This window comes from Pseudomonas farris (genome assembly GCF_019145235.1).
Taxonomy (GTDB): Bacteria; Pseudomonadota; Gammaproteobacteria; order Pseudomonadales; family Pseudomonadaceae; genus Aquipseudomonas; species Aquipseudomonas farris.
Genome location: NZ_JAHSTV010000009.1, coordinates 128,090 through 145,123 on the forward strand (window position 1 = coordinate 128,090; position 17,034 = coordinate 145,123).

Here is a 17,034-nt window from a genome sequence, read left to right on the forward strand (position 1 = left end):
GAAGCATTCTTTTTTACAGGCAAAAGCCCCGTTCACTTCGATGAACGGGGCTTTTGCCTAAGAGCTTTAGCCTTCACGCTTCTGTTATCAGAAGTGGAAGTTGGCACTCAGCAGGGCGGTACGGCCCGCCGCCACGTGGGCGTAGTGGTTCTGGAGTATCTGGTCGAAATAACGCTTGTCGGTCAGGTTCTGCACGTTGAGTTGCAGGTCGACGTTCTTGGTCAGGCGGTAGCTGGCCATTGCGTCGTAGCGCCAGTAGGACGGGATCTCCACCGAGTTGGCGACGTTGCCAAACTGGGAATCAACATAGGTCGCACCGGCACCGACGGTCAACTTGTCCGGCACCAGGTCGTAGGTCGACCAGAATGTGAAGTTGTTCTGTGGGGTGTTTGGCATGTGGTTGCCTTCATCGGCGGCGAGGGTGGTTTTGACCACTTCGCTGTCCATGTAGGTGTAGCCACCGAAGACTCTCCAGTTACGGGTCAACTTGCCGGCGTAGCTCAGTTCCAGGCCATTGACCTGCTGTTCGCCGTCCAGCACTTGCGTGGTGCCGCCGTCCGGATCGTTGATCCGCGCGTTGGTTTTCTCGGTGCGGAACAGCGCGGCGGTCAGCGACAGATCGTCACCGAAGAAGTCCCACTTGGTGCCGATTTCGTAGTTGCGGTTCTTTTCCGGGTCCAGACGGCTGTTGTTCGCCGCCAGTTCCAGGCCACCGTTGCCGCTGGTTTCGCCGGCCGGGTTGCTGGAGGTCGAGTAGGCCGCGTAGATGCTGCCGTTAGGCAACGGGTTGTAGACCACGCCGATCTGGTAGTTCACCAGGTCGCTGGTGTTCGCACGGGAGAAATCGTTCGCTGGCGCTGTGCTGCTGGCGTTGGCGTGGCCGCTGGATTCGACCTGATAGTTGTCGTAACGCAGGCCCAGGTTCAGGGACCATTGCTCGTTGAACTTCAGGGTATCGAACACATAGGCCGCGGCGGTTTTGGTGTTGGTGTCAGTGAATGCGGCGCTGTCGGTGATCCTGCCGTTCCAGTTATCCCCAGGTGTCGGGTTGTACAGACTGGTGCAATCGCCGGAGTTGAACAGGGCGCGGTTGCAGCGGGTGCCACTGGCGGTGGAGGTCAGGACGTACGGACGGTTGTGGGTGTCCTGATAGGAAAACTCCAGACCGGTCACCAGGCTGTGCTCGATGGAGCCGGTGTTGAATTTGGCGCTCAGGTCGGTCTGGTTGATCCAGCCGCTGGACGTCGAGTTACGGCTCTTCGCACCCCGGTATACGTTGCCATTGACTACGTTGCCCTTGCTGTCGTCCGGGTTGGTGAGGATGTAGTCCAGGGTCGAACGGGACATGCGGAAGCTGTTCGATACGGTCAGGTCTTCATTCAGATCGTGTTCGATCTTGAGGGTGCCGCTGTCATTGGTGGTCTGGCGATAGTCGCGATCGGTGAGGCCGTAGAAGTTGTCGCGATCGACATGTGCAGGTTTATCGACGTTGTACTTGCTGCGGTTGGGGCTCAAGGTCAACGGGATGCCGTAGTCGGGCATGTCGTCGGTCTCGACGTGGTAGTAGCCGACGGTCAAACGGGTATCGGTGCCCAGGCCGAAGGCGAAGGACGGCGCCACACCCCAGCGACTGACATCCACGGTATCGCGGCCGGCGACATTGGCTTCGTGCTTCATCAGGTTCAAGCGCAAGGCCGAGGTGTCGGTCATCTGCTGGTTCAGATCAAGGGTGGTGCGCTTGGTCTGGTCCGAGCCCCAAGTGAAGCCGCCGTTGTAGGAATTGCCCAGCTTGGGAGTCTTGCTCACCAGGTTCAGGCTGCCACCGGTGGAACCGGCACCGGTGAAGGCTGAACCCGGGCCCTTGCTGACTTCGATCGATTCAACGTTGAAGATCTCGCGGCTCTGGGACGCCGGGTCGCGCATGCCGTCGACGAATGTGTCGCTTTCGGCGTTGAAGCCGCGAATGATCGGACGATCGCCTGCCGGGTTACCGCCCTCGCCGGCACCGAAGGTGATGCCTGGAGTAGTGCGCAGGGCGTCGACCAGGCTGGTAGCGCCGGTGTCGCGAATCACTTGTTGCGGGATCACGGTGACGCTTTTCGGCGTCTCGCGCAGTGGCGCGGTGTACTTCTTGGAGGCCGAAGTATCGGTCTTGTAGGAGGTGTCATCCTGCTCGCCCACAACGCTGGTCGCGTCCAGGGAAATCGCATTGTTAGGTGCTTTTTCGCCGGTCTTCTCGGCCGCGAAAACCATGTGGCCCGCAGAGCCGGCAGTGATCGCCACGCCAATTGCAGACGCGAGCAAACGCGGTGAATTGACCGTTAATTGTAGTTGTTGGCGTGACATGTGAATTCCCCTCCCCAAGGATTTGAGGCCGCGGAATATAGGGTAAACACGTATCTGTATCAATTGCGAAACGTTGCTATTCGCGACTAATTTACATTCTTTACAATTTACCTTTACGGTTTTTGCCGTTTCATTCGTCGCACGTGTTTTACACAGACAATAAGAATCAATACCATTGGCGCCCCTTTGCCTTCAGGTGTCTTTCCATGTTGCTGCACATTCCCGGCGTGTTCGCGAAAGAAGAAGTGCAGCGCATTCGCGAGGCCCTGATGCAAGCGGATTGGGCCGATGGCAAAATCACCGCCGGTTACCAGTCGGCCAAGGCCAAGCACAATCTGCAACTGCCGGAAGGGCATCCGTTGGCCAAGGAAATCGGCGCGGCGATGCTCGAGCGATTGTGGAAAAATCCGCAGTTCATGTCGGCGGCATTACCGCACAAGGTCTTCCCTCCGTTACTGAACTGCTACACGGCGGGTGGCAGTTTCGACTTCCACATCGACAACGCCGTGCGTCAGCCCAAGGGCAGCATCGAGCGAGTGCGCACCGACCTGTCGGCGACGCTGTTCTTCAGTGAACCGGAGGACTACGACGGCGGCGAACTGGAAATCCAGGACACCTTCGGCACCCAGCGCGTGAAATTGCCCGCTGGTGACATGGTCCTGTATCCCGGGACCAGCCTGCACAAGGTCAACGCCGTCACTCGCGGCACCCGTTACGCCTCGTTTTTCTGGACGCAAAGCCTGGTGCGTGAAGACAGCCAACGCGCCTTGCTGTTCGAGATGGACGGGGCGATTCAACAGTTGACCCAGGACATGCCCGACCATCCTTCATTGATCCGCCTGACTGGCACCTATCACAACCTGTTGCGTCGCTGGGTCGAGGTGTAAGTGACGGACTTTCGGTTGCACCGCGAGGAAATCCTCGACGGCGACCGCCTCAAATCGATGCTCGAAGAAAGCCCGGCGCGAGCGGCTCAGGCGATCCTGATCGCCGCCCGTGAAGGCGTGCTCGATGCTCAGGCGTTGCTCGGGCAGATCCTGCTGGACGGCCGGGGTATCGCTCAGGATCAAGCGCTAGCCGTGCGTTGGTTCGGGATCGCTGCCGGACAAGGTCATCTGATGGCGCGCAACATGCTCGGCCGTTGCCATGAACATGGCTGGGGTTGCACCGCCGATGCTTCGATAGCCGAGGGGCATTATCGTGTTGCCGCTGAAGCCGGACTGGATTGGGCGATGTACAACTACGCCAATCTGCTGGCTACTGGTCGTGGGGTGATCGAGGATCAGGTGCAAGCGCTGAGTCTGTATCGGCAAGCAGCTGAATTGGGCCACGCGAAGTCGATGAACCTGCTGGGGCGTTATCTGGAAGAAGGCCGGGTTTGCCCGGTAGATCCGCAAGCAGCCCGTGACTGGTATCGACGCTCGGCGGTCGGCGGGGATTTTCGTGGGCAGTTCAGTTATGCAGCGGTGTTGGCGGATGAAGGCAAGATCGACGAGGCGCTGTGTTGGCTGCACAAGGCACTGGACGGCGGGAATCTGAATTTTTTGCGGGTGGCGAGCAAGGCGCTGGTGAGCGCAACCGATCTGCGAATTCGCGCCTTGGCGATTGAGTACCGTCAAAAGACAATGCAACTGGGCGCAGAGCAATGTCGACTTACTCATGAGGCTTTGGCGGACGTTGATGCTGGAAGGGTGTTTGACCATGAAATTGTTCAGGCGTGGGCAGACAGTTTGAGCACTGATCATCCATTACCGTTGCCCCTCCAATAGAGTCGAATAGGATAAGTCGTCAGTGGCATATGATCGTTCCAATGCAGAGTGTGGAAACGATCAACTGCTTTTCGCGGTAGAAAGTTCAGACACAAAAAAGCCCATGACACGTCATGGGCTTTTTTATTTCTGCGCGTGGTTCTTACACGTAGAACGACTTCAGCGGCGGGAAGCCATTGAACTCAACAGCGCTGTAGCTGGTGGTGTACGCACCGGTCGACAACCAGTACAAGCGGTCACCGATCGCCAGGTTCAGCGGCAGGCCGTACTTGTAGTTTTCGTACATGATGTCAGCGCTGTCGCAGGTCGGGCCGGCGATAACCACTTCTTCCATCTCGCCTTTTTTCTCGGTCCAGATCGGGAACTTGATGGCTTCGTCCATGGTTTCGATCAGGCCGGAGAATTTGCCCACATCCGTGTACACCCATCGCTCGACGGCGGTACGGGATTTACGCGCCACCAGCACCACTTCACTGACCAGAATGCCGGCGTTGGCGATCAGCGAACGGCCTGGTTCCAGGATGATTTCCGGCAGCTCGTCGCCGAAGTCTTCCTTGAGGAAGCGGATGATTTCTTCGGCGTAGGTTTCCAGGCTGTTGGTGCGGGTGATGTAGTTGGCCGGGAAGCCACCGCCCATGTTGATCAGCTTCAGGTGGATGCCGTCTTCTTCTTTCAGGCGTTCGAAGATCACTTTGACCTTGGCGATCGCCGCGTCCCAGACGCTGATGTCGCGCTGCTGCGAACCGACGTGGAACGAGATGCCGTAAGGCACCAGGCCCAGGTCGCGAGCAAGGATCAGCAGGTCCATGGCCATGTCGGTCTGGCAGCCGAATTTACGCGACAGTGGCCAGTCGGCGGTGGTCGAGCCTTCAGTCAGGATGCGCACATAGACTTTCGAGCCTGGAGCAGCCTTGGCGATGTTGCGCAGGTCGGCTTCAGAGTCGGTGGCATATAGACGCACGCCCTTCTCGTAGAAGTAGCGAATGTCTTTGGATTTCTTGATGGTGTTGCCGTAGCTGATGCGATCCGGGCCGACGCCCTGGTTCATCACTTTGTCGAGCTCGTAGATCGAGGCGATGTCGAAGTTCGAGCCTTTCTCTTTGAGCAGGTCGATGATTTCAACGGCCGGGTTGGCCTTGACTGCGTAGTAGACCTTGGCGAATTCGAAACCGGCGCGCAGGTCGTCGTAGGCCTGGCTGATCATCGCGGTGTCGATCACCACGAACGGGGTTTCTTGTTTGTCGGCGAAGGCCTTCATTTTCTGGAAGGTATCGCGTGCGAAATAGTCTTCGACGTTGATCGACATGCTGGGAACTCCTACTGGCAAACTGAAATTATCAATGGGTGCAAATGAACGCCCTCCGTATCCCCACTTTGGTTCGCCTACTTCCCAAGGCATGTCGCCGAAAGCAAAAAGGCCACGGGAGGCGGTGCTTTCCCTTGGCCTTGCTGTCTCGTCGTCAGTACTTGAGCCGGATGGATCGTTTCCAGCATGGACGTTCGGCGCGAACTTTAGGGCGTGAGGAGCTCGAGATCAACAAAAAATGTCGCGTTTTTGCACGCTTCCGTCGTGCGGTGCTGCTCTGTCACTGATGTAACCGACCCAGATGACAGGTTGATGTTCCCCGTGCAGTCGATTTTCGATGGGCGCAGAACCTCGGTCGGTGATAACACTGACATTTTTAATCTCGATAAAGTATGGCAATAACATCATTACTGTTAGTTTTAACAGGTGTCGGATGGCAAGAGTTTCATTAAGGTAGTTCTACTTGTTGTTTTAATTGGCATGCATTCTTCTGTTTGCGCGATTAAGTTAGATTTTTGGATGATGTCGCAGTGATGTCAGTCTGTCCCTGCGTCTGGCGGAACTGTGTGCGTGTTTATTGTTTTTTGAATATTAATCCATCGGAGTGCGTGAGTATGAACAGAATAGTTGTCTTGCTGATTGCATTGGTTGTTGCCGGCTGTGCGAGTCACGAAGATGCACCGGTCAATGTATCTGGTTTCGACGGGCAGGCCGTTGAGTCCCGCGCAGTCAATACAGTGGGGGCCGCTTCTGGCCCGGTGACCGCACAATACCTCACGGAGCGCTACCTCAATAAGGCGAACATGTGCCGAAACAACCCTTCCGCGCCGGCGTTCCTGTGTTCGGGCGTGCTGCTGCGCGCGACCCAACACTCTACCCAGTTCCACTTCTGGAACCCGAATCCTGCAGCTACCGGGGTATCGTTTTCCTATCTGCGGGCGGATGCCAAGTTCAGTAAACTGGTGTTTGGCTATAATAATGGCTTTATCTTTTATCCGGTGTTTTACGCGCCAGTTGATAAAGTGGATCCGGAAATATTGTGTTTCTTTCCGGTGGACGGTGGGACTGATAATCGGGGCGAACAAGGCTGTGGTGAAAGACCCGGTTATCCTTCAAGTAGGGAGTGTCAGTCTCAGGGTATTAACACCGCCGCCCAATATATCGCGCATTACAATAGTATTCCGAGTAAGTATTCCCTCTTGTGCGGGTTCAATGTGCGCGACAGTTTGAATCAGGGTGCAACCACTGCCTTCAATGAAGCAATCAAAGCGCAGGGAATGGGCGGAACCTTTGCCTTTAATACGCAGAACGAATTCAGGCTGGCCAAATGGGCCCAGAATATGGGTAAAACCCTCCCGGTCGAGGCAGTTTTCTACATCAATGATGTCGGCAAGGCGGGGGCGCAATACGACCAGCGAGATTTCAAGACGCAAACCGGCATCTGGATCCCGATGATCCGTATCACGCTTCCGCAAACGACCACTGCTAATGTGATCTTCCAGTTCATTCCCGACGATCAGGCGATCTCCTCCTGATTGAATAAACCGGGCCGTGCTCCCACAGGTACTGTGTAAAACCTGTAGGAGCGAGGCTTGCCCACGAAGACGTCAGATCAGGCGACAGCAGTCTCGGCCGGCGAAACAATGCTGGTCTTGCCCCCACGAGACTTACCAGAGCTCAAATATTCGGCAATCGATTCCTGAGTCACCTCACCCAGGAACACCCGCTCGGCATCCATCACCGGCAGCCACGAGCGGTTGAACTCGTACATGCGCGACAGCAGGATGCGCAAATGCTCGTCGTACACCGCAGTGGCGTTGAACTCGCGCAGGTATTGCGCGCAGGTGCCGGTCTGGCGGTGCAGGTCGCGACGGCGCACGTAGCCCAAGGCCTTGTTCTCGGCGCAGGTAACCACCACGTAGCGACGGTCCAGTTCGTCCATCAATTCCAGCGCTTCGGCCACCGGAGTTCCCGGGCTCACCGAGGGTGCGTTGTCCGCCGCGTCTTCGGCTTTCACCAGCAACAGACGTTTGAGGGTGCTGTCCTGGCCGACGAAATTGCTGACAAAGTCATCCGCCGGGTGCGCAAGAAGCGTGTCCGGATGGTCGATCTGCAGCAGTTTGCCCGCGCGGAAAATCGCGATCTTGTCGCCGAGCTTGATTGCTTCGTCGATGTCGTGGCTGACCATGATCACGGTCTTGTTCAGCGCCCGTTGCATCTCGAAGAACTCGTTCTGAATCATCTCGCGGTTGATCGGGTCGACCGCGCCGAACGGTTCGTCCATCAACAACAGCGGCGCATCCGCCGCCAGTGCGCGAATCACGCCGATCCGCTGCTGCTGGCCACCGGACAATTCACGTGGATAGCGAGTCAGATACTGCTTGGGTTCGAGCTTGATCATGCTCATCAACTCGCGGGCACGGTCGTGGCATTTCTGTTTGTCCCAGCCGAGCAGGCGCGGAACGATGGTGATGTTTTCTTCGATGGTCATGTTCGGGAACAAACCGATCTGCTGGATCACATAGCCGATGTTGCGACGCAGGGTCACGGCGTCGAGGTCGGTGGTGTCTTCGCCGTTGATCAGGATCTTGCCCGAGGTAGGCTTGATCAGGCGGTTGATCATCTTCAGCGTGGTGCTTTTACCGCAGCCCGATGGCCCCAGGAACACACAGATTTCGCCTTCATTGACGGTCAGGCTTACCGAGTCCACGGCTTTCACATCTTTGCCGTTGCTTTGGAAGGTCTTGCTGAGGTTTTGAAGTTCGATCATTTGAGCAGTCCTTTTGGAGTCAGCGTGCGTTGCAGCCATTGCAGAAGCAGGTCGGCGAAGATGGCCAGGAGACTGACCAGCACGGCGCCGACGATCAGCATCGACATGTCGCTGCGGCTGATGGAAGCGAGAATGAGTACACCGAGGCCACCGGCGCCGATGGTCGCGGCGATGGTCATCACGCCGATGTTCATGACCACGGCGGTGCGCACGCCGGCGAGGATCACCGGCACCGCGATGGGCAGTTCGACCATGCGCAAGCGCTGGCCGAAGGTCATGCCGATGCCACGCGCTGCTTCGCGAATGCCCGGTTCGACGCCGGTCAGCGCCAAATAGGTGTTACGCATGATCGGCAGCAACGAGTACAGAAACACTGCGGTGATCGCCGGCATCGGGCCGAGGCCCTGGCCGAATTTCGAGTAGAACGGCAGCAGCAGGCCGAACAGCGCAATCGACGGCACGGTCAGTAACACTGTGGCGCTGGCTTGCAACGGGCCGGCCAGTGTCGGGAAGCGGGTCATCAGGATGCCCAGCGGCACGCCGACCACAATCGCTAACGTCACCGCGATGCCGACCAAGGTGATGTGCTGCCAGGTCAGGTGCAAAACCTGCGGCCAATCGAGATGGGAAAAGGCGTTCAGAAATTCCATGGCTTTTCCTCCTCAGTTGATGGGGTGCTGGCGCAGGAAATCTGCAGCAACGGATGAAGGACTTTCGTGATCGACATCGACCCGCGCATTCAGGGCACGCATGGTGGCGTCGTCGAACAGTTGGGCCAGCGGCTTGAGCTCTTCGGCGAGTTTCGGGTGGGCATCGAGGTAAACCTGACGCACCACCGGCGCGGCGGTGTAGTCCGGGAAGTAATGCTTGTCGTCTTCCAGCAACTTGAGCTTGAAGGCGTTCAAACGACCGTCGGTGGTGTAAACCAGACCGGCGAACACCTGGCCATTGCGCAGCGCGGTGTAGACCAGCCCGGCATCCATCTGGCGAATGTTGTTGCGGGTCAGGTTCATGCCGTAGAGATCCACCATGCCATCGAGACCGTCGGAACGGTTGGCAAACTCGGTGTCCAGGGCGACGAGGTGATGGGTCTTCGCCTCAGCCTGCAGCACCGTGTTCAGCTCGCTCATGGTGTTGATCTGTGGGTAAGCCTTCGCGGTGTTTTCCGGCAGGGCCAGGGCGTAGGTGTTGCTGAACTTCGACGGGGTGAGCCAGACCAGGCCTTTTTTCGCGTCGAGTTCTTTCACTCGGGCGTAGGACTGAGCGCTGTCGAGCTTGTCGGTGACGTGGTTGTAAGCCACCAGCGACACGCCGGTGTATTCCCACATCAAATCCAGCTGGCCACTTTCGTGGGCGCTACGAGCCAGATTGCTGCCCAGACCGCCGGTCACTTGGGTGTCGTAACCCTTGGTGCGCAGGTACTGGGAAGTTATTTCCGCCAGCAGGGTTTGTTCGGTGAACACCCGGGCACCAATGCGGATCACGGGTGTTTCAGCGGCTTGGGCAAATCCTGCGAACAGCAGAACGCAGCCTATTAAAAAGCTTAATTTCTTCATAAATATTCCTTTGCCGAGGCTTAAGACGGGCGCAAGCCGCGTTCGAGCCAGAGGCGGCTGGCGAGTGTCACCAGGCCGTCGAGCAGCAAGGCCAGCAGGGCGGTGCATGCCGCGCCGAGCAGCAGTTGCGGCTGATTGTTCAGGGCGATGCCGGGGAAAATCAGGCTGCCCAGACTGTTGGCGCCGATCAGGAACGCTAGCGGTGCGGTACCGACGTTGATCGCCAGCGCCACGCGCACACCACCGATGATGATCGGCACGGCGTTCGGCAGTTCGACCCGCCACAGCACCTGCGTCGGTGTCATGCCGATGCCAACGGCCGCTTCCTTGAGTGAACCCTGGACGTTTTTCAGTCCTTCATAGGTGTTGCGCACAATCGGCAACAGTGAGGCGAGGAACAAAGCGAAAATCGCAGGACCGCTACCAATGCCGAGGATCCCCAGGGCGATGGCCAGTACGGCGAGAGGCGGCACGGTGTTGCCGATGTTGAAGATCTGCATGAAGCGTTCGGCGCGTCCAACCATGGTCGGGCGGCTGAGGAAGATGCCGGCGGGTATGCCCACTACAAGGGCGGCCAGCATGGAAACGAGGACGAGAATCAGATGAGCTTGCAGGTAAAACAACAAATCGTCGCGGTACTGTTCGATCGTGTTGATGCCAATCCAATGGACCAGCAGGGCCAGAAGGGCGACGACAACCGCACCTCCTATCAGCCCTTTGCCATAGCGAATAGCCACAGGCGGACTCCTTTTTTCAGTCGGCGGACGCAGTCCCGTGTGGCATGCCATTCCTGGCTGCCGGGAAATCAACGTTCGCGAGAAGCAGCTCTTCATGCTCGTGAAACCGCATGAAATCGAGCCATAAGCGCAGCCTCGTCAGGCTAACTTGCTGATTTTTCAACCCTGACGAATAGCCGTAACAGGGGAGTGGACGCCTCCACGCTCCGAAAGGTTCCCATCTGAAGCAGCATTTGGCCACCCCTAATGTGCTCAACGGTTCGGTTCTTCGATGAAGTTGGGCTATAATCGCGGCCCTTTTTTGAATCACCTGCCAGGCGATTTCCCATGACCAAACAGGCCGCCGAAGTCGCGAAACGCCGCACTTTCGCCATTATTTCCCACCCCGATGCCGGTAAGACCACCATCACCGAGAAGCTCTTGCTGATGGGCAAGGCGATTGCGATTGCGGGCACGGTGAAATCTCGAAAATCCGACCGCCATGCCACCTCCGACTGGATGGAAATGGAAAAACAACGGGGTATTTCCATTACCACGTCGGTTATGCAGTTTCCGTATCGCGATCACATGATCAACCTGCTCGACACCCCGGGCCACGAAGACTTCTCCGAAGACACCTACCGCACTCTGACGGCAGTGGACTCGGCATTGATGGTCCTCGACGGCGGTAAGGGTGTAGAGCCACGGACCATTGCGCTGATGGACGTCTGCCGTCTGCGTGACACGCCGATCGTCAGCTTCATCAACAAACTCGACCGTGACATTCGTGACCCGATCGAACTGCTCGACGAAATCGAAGCGGTCCTGAAGATCAAGGCGGCGCCGATCACCTGGCCGATCGGTTGCTACCGCGATTTCAAGGGTGTTTATCACCTCGCCGACGACTACATCATCGTCTACACCGCTGGTCACGGCCACGAGCGCACCGACGTGAAAATCATCGAGAAGCTCGACTCCGATGAAGCCCGTGCGCATTTGGGCGATGAGTACGATCGCTTCGTTGATCAGCTGGAACTGGTGCAGGGCGCCTGCCACGAATTCAATCAGCAGGAATTCCTCGATGGCCAGCTGACACCGGTATTCTTCGGTACCGCACTGGGCAACTTCGGTGTCGATCACGTGCTCGACGCCGTGGTCAATTGGGCGCCGAAACCGCTGGCCCGTGTCGCCAACGAACGCACCGTGGAACCGGTTGAAGAGAAATTCACCGGCTTCGTGTTCAAGATCCAGGCGAACATGGACCCGAAACACCGCGACCGCATCGCCTTCATGCGGATCTGCTCCGGCAAGTACGAAAAAGGCATGAAAATGCGCCACGTGCGCACTGGCAAAGACGTGCGGATCGGCGATGCGCTGACGTTCTTCTCCTCCGAGCGTGAGCAACTGGAAGAAGCGTTTGCCGGCGACATCATCGGCCTGCACAACCACGGCACCATCCAGATCGGCGACACCTTCACCGAAGGCGAAGTCCTGGGCTTCACCGGCATCCCGCACTTCGCCCCGGAACTGTTCCGTCGCGTGCGTCTGCGTGATCCGCTGAAATCCAAGCAACTGCGTCAGGGCCTGCAGCAATTAGCCGAAGAAGGCGCCACTCAGGTGTTCTTCCCCGAGCGCAGCAACGACATCATCCTCGGCGCCGTCGGTGTGCTGCAGTTCGACGTGGTCGCCAGCCGTTTGAAAGAGGAATACAAGGTCGAGTGCTCGTATGAGCCGATCACTGTTTATTCCGCGCGCTGGATTGATTGCGACGATAAGAAGAAGCTTGAGGAATTCCGGGTCAAGGCCGTGGAAAACCTTGCGGTCGATGGCGGTGGTCACCTGACCTACCTGGCCCCGACGCGAGTCAATCTGGCGTTGATGGAAGAGCGCTGGCCGGATGTGAAATTCCGTGCGACGCGTGAGCATCACTAAGCGCTGAGCCGTAACCCCCAAAGCCCCGATGCGTAAGCCTCGGGGTTTTTTTGTGCCGCCTCGGTCAACTGTGGGAGCGGGCTTGCTCGCGAAAGCGGCCTTTCATTCAACATTGATGTCGACTGACCCGACGCCTTCGCGAGCAAGCCCGCTCCCACATTGGATCATTGTTGTTAGAGGGTTTGGATATACCATTATTCGAAACCAGTCTCTTCGCCAACGACATTTTCTGCTACCCGGTAGCGTCCTGTCTGGAGAACCCGGTCAATCGGAACTAAATTTCATTCAGTACCTTTCAGGCATCCCATGCGTCAACCCACAAAGGATGGAATCGGCTATGAGCATTTTTCAACGCATTGTGTTGTTGCTTAAGGTTTTGGTGATGCTGTCCCTCGGCACGTCGGCGGTGGCGTGGGCAGAATGTGAGAACCATGAAAAACAGGCCTTGAACGGGCAAGGAGTGCACAGCGAGCTGATGATCGCTGCGACTGAATCAGACGAAGACGACCCAGACGCCGATGAGGAGGATGAGGAAGACACGCAAACGTAAATGACGGACAAAAAGAAAACCCCTCCTGCCGGACTGATGTGCAATCGAAGCAGAAGGGGTTGATCAACGCTTTAGATATTTCGTGCCGCTCAATACCTGTGGGAGCGAGCCTGCTCGCGATGGCGTCATACCCGTCGACATTAATGCCGACTGATACACCGCTATCGCGAGCAGGCTCGCTCCCACATTGTTACGCCGCGCCGCCGAGGAATTGCTCGGCGTAGTGACAAGCCACCTGGCGGGTGTCGAGCAGGCGCAAGGCCGGCTCTTCGACGCTGCAGCGCTCGGTCGCATACGGGCAGCGCTTGTGGAAGGCGCAGCCGGACGGCGGGTTCAGCGGGTTCGGCAGTTCGCCGACGATCTTGATTTTCGGCTTGTTCGGGTCCGGGTGAATGGTTGGAGTGGCCGACAGCAACGCCTGGGTGTACGGGTGCAGAGGACGCTCGTAGATGTCATTCTTCGGACCCATCTCCACAGGGCGGCCGAGGTACATCACCATCACATGATCGGCGACGTGACGCACCACGGCCAGGTTGTGGGAGATGAACACGTAGGCGGTGTTGAACTCTTGCTGCAAATCCATGAACAGGTTGAGTACCTGCGCCTGGATCGATACGTCCAGCGCCGAGGTCGGTTCGTCTGCCACCAGCACTTTCGGTTGCAGCATCATCGCGCGGGCCAGGGCAATCCGCTGGCGCTGACCGCCGGAGAACATGTGCGGATAGCGCTGGTAGTGCTCGGGACGCAAGCCCACCTGTTTCATCATCGCCTGGACTTTGTCGCGACGTTCCGAGGCGCTCAGGTTGGTGTTGATCAGCAGCGGTTCGGCGAGTTGATCACCGACTTTCTGCCGTGGGTTCAGTGACGCGTACGGGCTCTGGAACACCATCTGCACGTCTTTGCGCAGCTGCTTGCGTTGAGCCTTGTCAGCGCCGGCGACTTCCTGCCCGGCGATTTTCAAGGAGCCGGAGGAGGGCTCTTCGATCAGCGTCAGGGCACGGGCCAGGGTGGATTTGCCGCAACCCGATTCGCCCACAACGGCGAGGGTTTTGCCGGCTTCCAGTTCGAACGACACACCGTTGAGGGCGCGCACGGTCGCATGACCCTTGAACAGGCCACGGGACACTTCGTAGTGACGGGTCAGGTTGCGGGCGGTAAGTACGACGGCCATTACGCCACCTCCTGATTCAGCGGGTAGAAGCAGCGGGCGAGGCTGTTGCTTTTCGGGTCAAGGGCCGGACGCTGGGTGCGGCAGTTGTCCTGCACGTAGGGGCAGCGCGGCGACAACAGGCAGCCTTGCGGACGGTCGTAGCGACCGGGAACGATGCCCGGCAACGTCGACAGGCGCGCGGCACCCAGGCTGTGTTCCGGAATGGCCTTGAGCAGCGCTTCGCTGTACGGGTGCGCCGGAATGTCGAACAGTTGTGGCACCTGACCGACTTCAACCGCTTGGCCGGCGTACATCACGCACACGCGCTGGGCGGTTTCGGCTACAACCGCGAGGTCGTGGGTAATCAGCACCAGGCCCATGTCCTGCTCTTTCTGCAGGGCCAGCAACAGATCCATGATCTGCGCCTGAATCGTTACGTCCAGAGCGGTGGTTGGTTCGTCGGCGATCAGCAGTTTCGGTTCGCCGGCAATCGCCATGGCAATTGCCACACGCTGGCTCATACCGCCGGAGAGTTGATGCGGGTAGGCGTCCATACGGCTGGCGGCGCCCGGGATTTCCACTTTTTCCAGCAGTTCGATGGCACGCTTGCGGGCGTCCTTTCTGGACATTTTCAGGTGCAGGCGCAGCACTTCTTCAATCTGGAAACCGACGGTGTAGCTCGGGTTCAGCGCGGTCATCGGGTCCTGAAACACCATGGCCAGGTCTTTGCCGACGATTTGCCGACGTTGACGGTTGCTGAGCTTGAGCATGTTCTTGCCGTCGAAATTCAGGGCGTCGGCAGTGACGATCCCCGGATGCTCGATCAGGCCCATCAGCGCCATCATGGTCACGGATTTACCGGAACCCGATTCGCCCACGATGGCCAGCACTTCGCCTTTGTCCACGGTAATGTCGAGACCGTCGACCACCGGAACGGCGTTGGCGTCGCCGAAGCGAACGTTGAGATTCTTGATTTCTAACAGTGACATTTGAATCTCCTCAGGCGGCGTTCTTGAGTTTCGGGTCCAGCGCATCGCGCAGACCGTCGCCCATCAAGTTGATTGCCAGCACGCTGAGCAAAATGGTCAAACCAGGCAAGCTCACCACCCACCAGGCGCGTTCGATGTAGTCGCGAGCCGAAGCCAGCATGGTGCCCCACTCAGGCGTTGGCGGTTGTACGCCAAGGCCGAGGAAGCCCAGTGCCGCGGCATCGAGAATCGCCGAGGAGAAACTCAAGGTGGCCTGAACGATCAGCGGCGCCATGCAGTTGGGCAGCACCGTGACGAACATCAGGCGTGGCAGACCGGCACCGGCCAGGCGCGCGGCGGTCACGTAGTCGCGGTTCAATTCGCCCATCACCGCGGCGCGGGTCAGACGAACATAGGACGGCAACGAAACCACGGCGATGGCAATAATGGTGTTGATCAGGCCAGGGCCGAGGATGGCGACAATCGCCACCGCCAGCAGCAGGGACGGCAGGGCCAGCATGATGTCCATCAGACGCATGATGGTCGGGCCGAGTACGCGCGGAAAGAACCCGGCGAACAGACCCAAAAGAATGCCCGGAATCAGCGACATCACCACCGACGACAAGCCGATCAGCAGGGACAGGCGCGAACCGTTGATCAGCCGCGACAGCAGATCGCGACCCAGTTCATCGGTGCCGAGCAGGAACTGGATTTGCCCACCTTCCAGCCAGGACGGCGGGGTCAGCAGGAAGTCGCGGTATTGCTCGCTCGGGTTATGCGGCGCAACCCACGGCGCGAAGATCGCGCAGAAGATCACTAGCAGCATGAACATCAGGCCGGCGACGGCGCCTTTGTTCCTGGAGAACGCGTGCCAGAATTCTTTATACGGGGACGGATACAGCAGGCTTTGATCGACTGCTACCGATGTAGTGAGAGTGGTCATGGTCTTGATCTCAGCGCTGATGACGGATGCGTGGGTTGGCAAAGCCGTAGAGGATGTCCACTACGAAGTTGACCAGAATCACCAGGCAGGCGATTAACAGGATGCCGTTCTGCACCACGGGATAATCCCGTGCGCCAATGGCTTCGATCAGCCATTTGCCGATGCCGGGCCAGGAGAAAATGGTTTCGGTCAGGACCGCACCGGCCAGCAACGTGCCGACTTGCAGGCCGACCACGGTCAGTACCGGAATCAGTGCGTTACGCAGGCCGTGAACGAACACCACGCGCGACGGCGACAGGCCTTTGGCGCGGGCGGTACGGATGTAGTCTTCACGCAGCACTTCGAGCATCGACGAACGGGTCATCCGCGCGATCACCGCCAGCGGGATGGTGCCGAGCACGATGGCCGGCAGGATCAGGTGATGCAGGGCATCGAAGAACGCCCCGACGTCATCGGCCAGCAGCGTATCGATCAGCATGAAACCGGTGCGCGGCTCGATGTCGTAGAGCAGGTCGATCCGCCCGGACACCGGCGTCCAGCCCAGGCTCACCGAGAAGAACATGATCAGGATCAGGCCCCACCAGAAGATCGGCATCGAGTATCCCGCCAGGGAGATGCCCATCACCCCATGGTCGAACAGGGATCCTCGCTTGAGTGCCGCAATCACCCCGGCCAGAAGGCCCAGGATGCCGGCGAACAACAGGGCGGCCATGGACAATTCCAGGGTCGCGGGGAATAGAGAGCTGAACTCGGTCCAGACGCTTTCACGGGTACGCAGGGATTCGCCGAGATCGCCGTGGGCCAACTTGCCGATGTAATCCAGGTATTGGGCATACAGGGGTTTGTTCAGACCTAGGCGTTCCATTGCCTGAGCATGCATTTCGGGGTCGACTCTGCGTTCGCCCATCATTACTTCCACGGGGTCGCCTGGAATCATGCGAATCAACGCGAAAGTCAGCAAGGTGATGCCGAAGAACGTGGGGATCAGTAACCCCAATCGGCGGGCAATAAAACTAAACATCTTGTGT

Annotated in this window: 15 protein-coding genes; 5 read left to right on the forward strand and 10 right to left on the reverse strand. The window is 58.3% G+C overall.

Annotated features, from left to right (window positions below):
* Nucleotides 1-87 precede the first annotated feature (87 nt).
* Entirely contained in the window at nt 88-2,346 is a 2,259-nt protein-coding gene (locus tag KVG95_RS19700) for a TonB-dependent receptor (protein ID WP_217857617.1), read from the reverse strand.
* A 206-nt stretch (nt 2,347-2,552) separates the two neighbouring features.
* Here KVG95_RS19700 and KVG95_RS19705 point away from each other — a divergent pair, with 206 nt between their 5' ends.
* Both KVG95_RS19705 and KVG95_RS19710 read left to right on the forward strand, forming a co-directional pair.
* Nucleotides 2,553-3,233 carry a Fe2+-dependent dioxygenase gene (locus tag KVG95_RS19705; RefSeq protein ID WP_052965629.1) on the forward strand — a complete coding sequence of 227 codons (681 nt, stop codon included), beginning with the start codon at nt 2,553-2,555 and terminating at the stop codon, nt 3,231-3,233.
* A gap of 57 nt (nt 3,234-3,290) precedes the next feature.
* Nucleotides 3,291-4,115 carry a tetratricopeptide repeat protein gene (locus KVG95_RS19710; protein ID WP_217857718.1) on the forward strand — a complete coding sequence of 275 codons (825 nt, stop codon included), beginning with the start codon at nt 3,291-3,293 and terminating at the stop codon, nt 4,113-4,115.
* A gap of 142 nt (nt 4,116-4,257) precedes the next feature.
* On the opposite strand, the gene KVG95_RS19715 is transcribed toward KVG95_RS19710, so the two are convergent.
* Nucleotides 4,258-5,421 carry a type III PLP-dependent enzyme gene (locus KVG95_RS19715; RefSeq protein WP_052965627.1) on the reverse strand — a complete coding sequence of 388 codons (1,164 nt, stop codon included), beginning with the start codon at nt 5,419-5,421 and terminating at the stop codon, nt 4,258-4,260.
* A gap of 614 nt (nt 5,422-6,035) precedes the next feature.
* Here KVG95_RS19715 and KVG95_RS19720 point away from each other — a divergent pair.
* Entirely contained in the window at nt 6,036-6,956 is a 921-nt protein-coding gene (locus tag KVG95_RS19720) for a hypothetical protein (RefSeq protein WP_217857618.1), read from the forward strand.
* Between the two features lie 77 nt (nt 6,957-7,033).
* Here KVG95_RS19720 and KVG95_RS19725 read toward each other — a convergent pair whose 3' ends face one another.
* From KVG95_RS19725 to KVG95_RS19740, 4 genes are read right to left on the reverse strand one after another with little or no spacing between them, the layout of a single operon-like run.
* The gene (locus tag KVG95_RS19725) at nt 7,034-8,191 is read right to left on the reverse strand and encodes an osmoprotectant ABC transporter ATP-binding protein OsmV (RefSeq protein ID WP_052965622.1); all 1,158 of its coding nucleotides are present in this window, start codon (nt 8,189-8,191) and stop codon (nt 7,034-7,036) included.
* Entirely contained in the window at nt 8,188-8,841 is a 654-nt protein-coding gene (locus KVG95_RS19730) for an ABC transporter permease (protein ID WP_063341568.1), read from the reverse strand. Before KVG95_RS19730 ends, KVG95_RS19725 begins: the two co-directional genes overlap by 4 nt.
* A 12-nt stretch (nt 8,842-8,853) precedes the next feature.
* Nucleotides 8,854-9,747: a glycine betaine ABC transporter substrate-binding protein gene (locus KVG95_RS19735; protein WP_217857619.1), complete on the reverse strand. Its 894-nt coding sequence runs from the start codon at nt 9,745-9,747 to the stop codon at nt 8,854-8,856.
* A gap of 20 nt (nt 9,748-9,767) precedes the next feature.
* Nucleotides 9,768-10,484: an ABC transporter permease gene (locus tag KVG95_RS19740; RefSeq protein ID WP_007900385.1), complete on the reverse strand. Its 717-nt coding sequence runs from the start codon at nt 10,482-10,484 to the stop codon at nt 9,768-9,770.
* 327 nt (nt 10,485-10,811) lie between these two features.
* Here KVG95_RS19740 and KVG95_RS19745 point away from each other — a divergent pair, with 327 nt between their 5' ends.
* Nucleotides 10,812-12,395: a peptide chain release factor 3 gene (locus KVG95_RS19745; protein WP_123721292.1), complete on the forward strand. Its 1,584-nt coding sequence runs from the start codon at nt 10,812-10,814 to the stop codon at nt 12,393-12,395.
* A 337-nt stretch (nt 12,396-12,732) separates the two neighbouring features.
* The gene (locus tag KVG95_RS19750; RefSeq protein WP_217857620.1) at nt 12,733-12,945 is read left to right on the forward strand and encodes a hypothetical protein; all 213 of its coding nucleotides are present in this window, start codon (nt 12,733-12,735) and stop codon (nt 12,943-12,945) included.
* Between the two features lie 190 nt (nt 12,946-13,135).
* Here KVG95_RS19750 and KVG95_RS19755 read toward each other — a convergent pair whose 3' ends face one another.
* From KVG95_RS19755 to KVG95_RS19770, 4 genes are read right to left on the reverse strand one after another with little or no spacing between them, the layout of a single operon-like run.
* The gene (locus KVG95_RS19755) at nt 13,136-14,116 is read right to left on the reverse strand and encodes a peptide ABC transporter ATP-binding protein (RefSeq protein WP_217857621.1); all 981 of its coding nucleotides are present in this window, start codon (nt 14,114-14,116) and stop codon (nt 13,136-13,138) included.
* Nucleotides 14,116-15,084 (reverse strand): ABC transporter ATP-binding protein, encoded by a 969-nt coding sequence (locus KVG95_RS19760; RefSeq protein ID WP_052965616.1) that lies wholly within the window; start codon nt 15,082-15,084, stop codon nt 14,116-14,118. Before KVG95_RS19760 ends, KVG95_RS19755 begins: the two co-directional genes overlap by 1 nt.
* A gap of 10 nt (nt 15,085-15,094) precedes the next feature.
* Nucleotides 15,095-16,006 (reverse strand): ABC transporter permease subunit, encoded by a 912-nt coding sequence (locus tag KVG95_RS19765; RefSeq protein ID WP_217857622.1) that lies wholly within the window; start codon nt 16,004-16,006, stop codon nt 15,095-15,097.
* Between the two features lie 10 nt (nt 16,007-16,016).
* The gene (locus tag KVG95_RS19770; protein ID WP_007900379.1) at nt 16,017-17,027 is read right to left on the reverse strand and encodes an ABC transporter permease subunit; all 1,011 of its coding nucleotides are present in this window, start codon (nt 17,025-17,027) and stop codon (nt 16,017-16,019) included.
* Nucleotides 17,028-17,034: the final 7 nt, after the last annotated feature.

Bases quoted from the DNA above. Each gene is read 5' to 3' on its own strand.
- KVG95_RS19700 (WP_217857617.1), bottom strand. From the start codon at position 2,346: ATGTCACGCCAACAACTACAATTAACGGTCAATTCACCGCGTTTGCTC.
- KVG95_RS19705 (WP_052965629.1), top strand. From the start codon at position 2,553: ATGTTGCTGCACATTCCCGGCGTGTTCGCGAAAGAAGAAGTGCAGCGC.
- KVG95_RS19710 (WP_217857718.1), top strand. From the start codon at position 3,291: ATGCTCGAAGAAAGCCCGGCGCGAGCGGCTCAGGCGATCCTGATCGCC.
- KVG95_RS19715 (WP_052965627.1), bottom strand. From the start codon at position 5,421: ATGTCGATCAACGTCGAAGACTATTTCGCACGCGATACCTTCCAGAAA.
- KVG95_RS19720 (WP_217857618.1), top strand. From the start codon at position 6,036: ATGAACAGAATAGTTGTCTTGCTGATTGCATTGGTTGTTGCCGGCTGT.
- KVG95_RS19725 (WP_052965622.1), bottom strand. From the start codon at position 8,191: ATGATCGAACTTCAAAACCTCAGCAAGACCTTCCAAAGCAACGGCAAA.
- KVG95_RS19730 (WP_063341568.1), bottom strand. From the start codon at position 8,841: ATGGAATTTCTGAACGCCTTTTCCCATCTCGATTGGCCGCAGGTTTTG.
- KVG95_RS19735 (WP_217857619.1), bottom strand. From the start codon at position 9,747: ATGAAGAAATTAAGCTTTTTAATAGGCTGCGTTCTGCTGTTCGCAGGA.
- KVG95_RS19745 (WP_123721292.1), top strand. From the start codon at position 10,812: ATGACCAAACAGGCCGCCGAAGTCGCGAAACGCCGCACTTTCGCCATT.
- KVG95_RS19750 (WP_217857620.1), top strand. From the start codon at position 12,733: ATGAGCATTTTTCAACGCATTGTGTTGTTGCTTAAGGTTTTGGTGATG.
- KVG95_RS19755 (WP_217857621.1), bottom strand. From the start codon at position 14,116: ATGGCCGTCGTACTTACCGCCCGCAACCTGACCCGTCACTACGAAGTG.
- KVG95_RS19760 (WP_052965616.1), bottom strand. From the start codon at position 15,084: ATGTCACTGTTAGAAATCAAGAATCTCAACGTTCGCTTCGGCGACGCC.
- KVG95_RS19765 (WP_217857622.1), bottom strand. From the start codon at position 16,006: ATGACCACTCTCACTACATCGGTAGCAGTCGATCAAAGCCTGCTGTAT.
- KVG95_RS19770 (WP_007900379.1), bottom strand. From the start codon at position 17,027: ATGTTTAGTTTTATTGCCCGCCGATTGGGGTTACTGATCCCCACGTTC.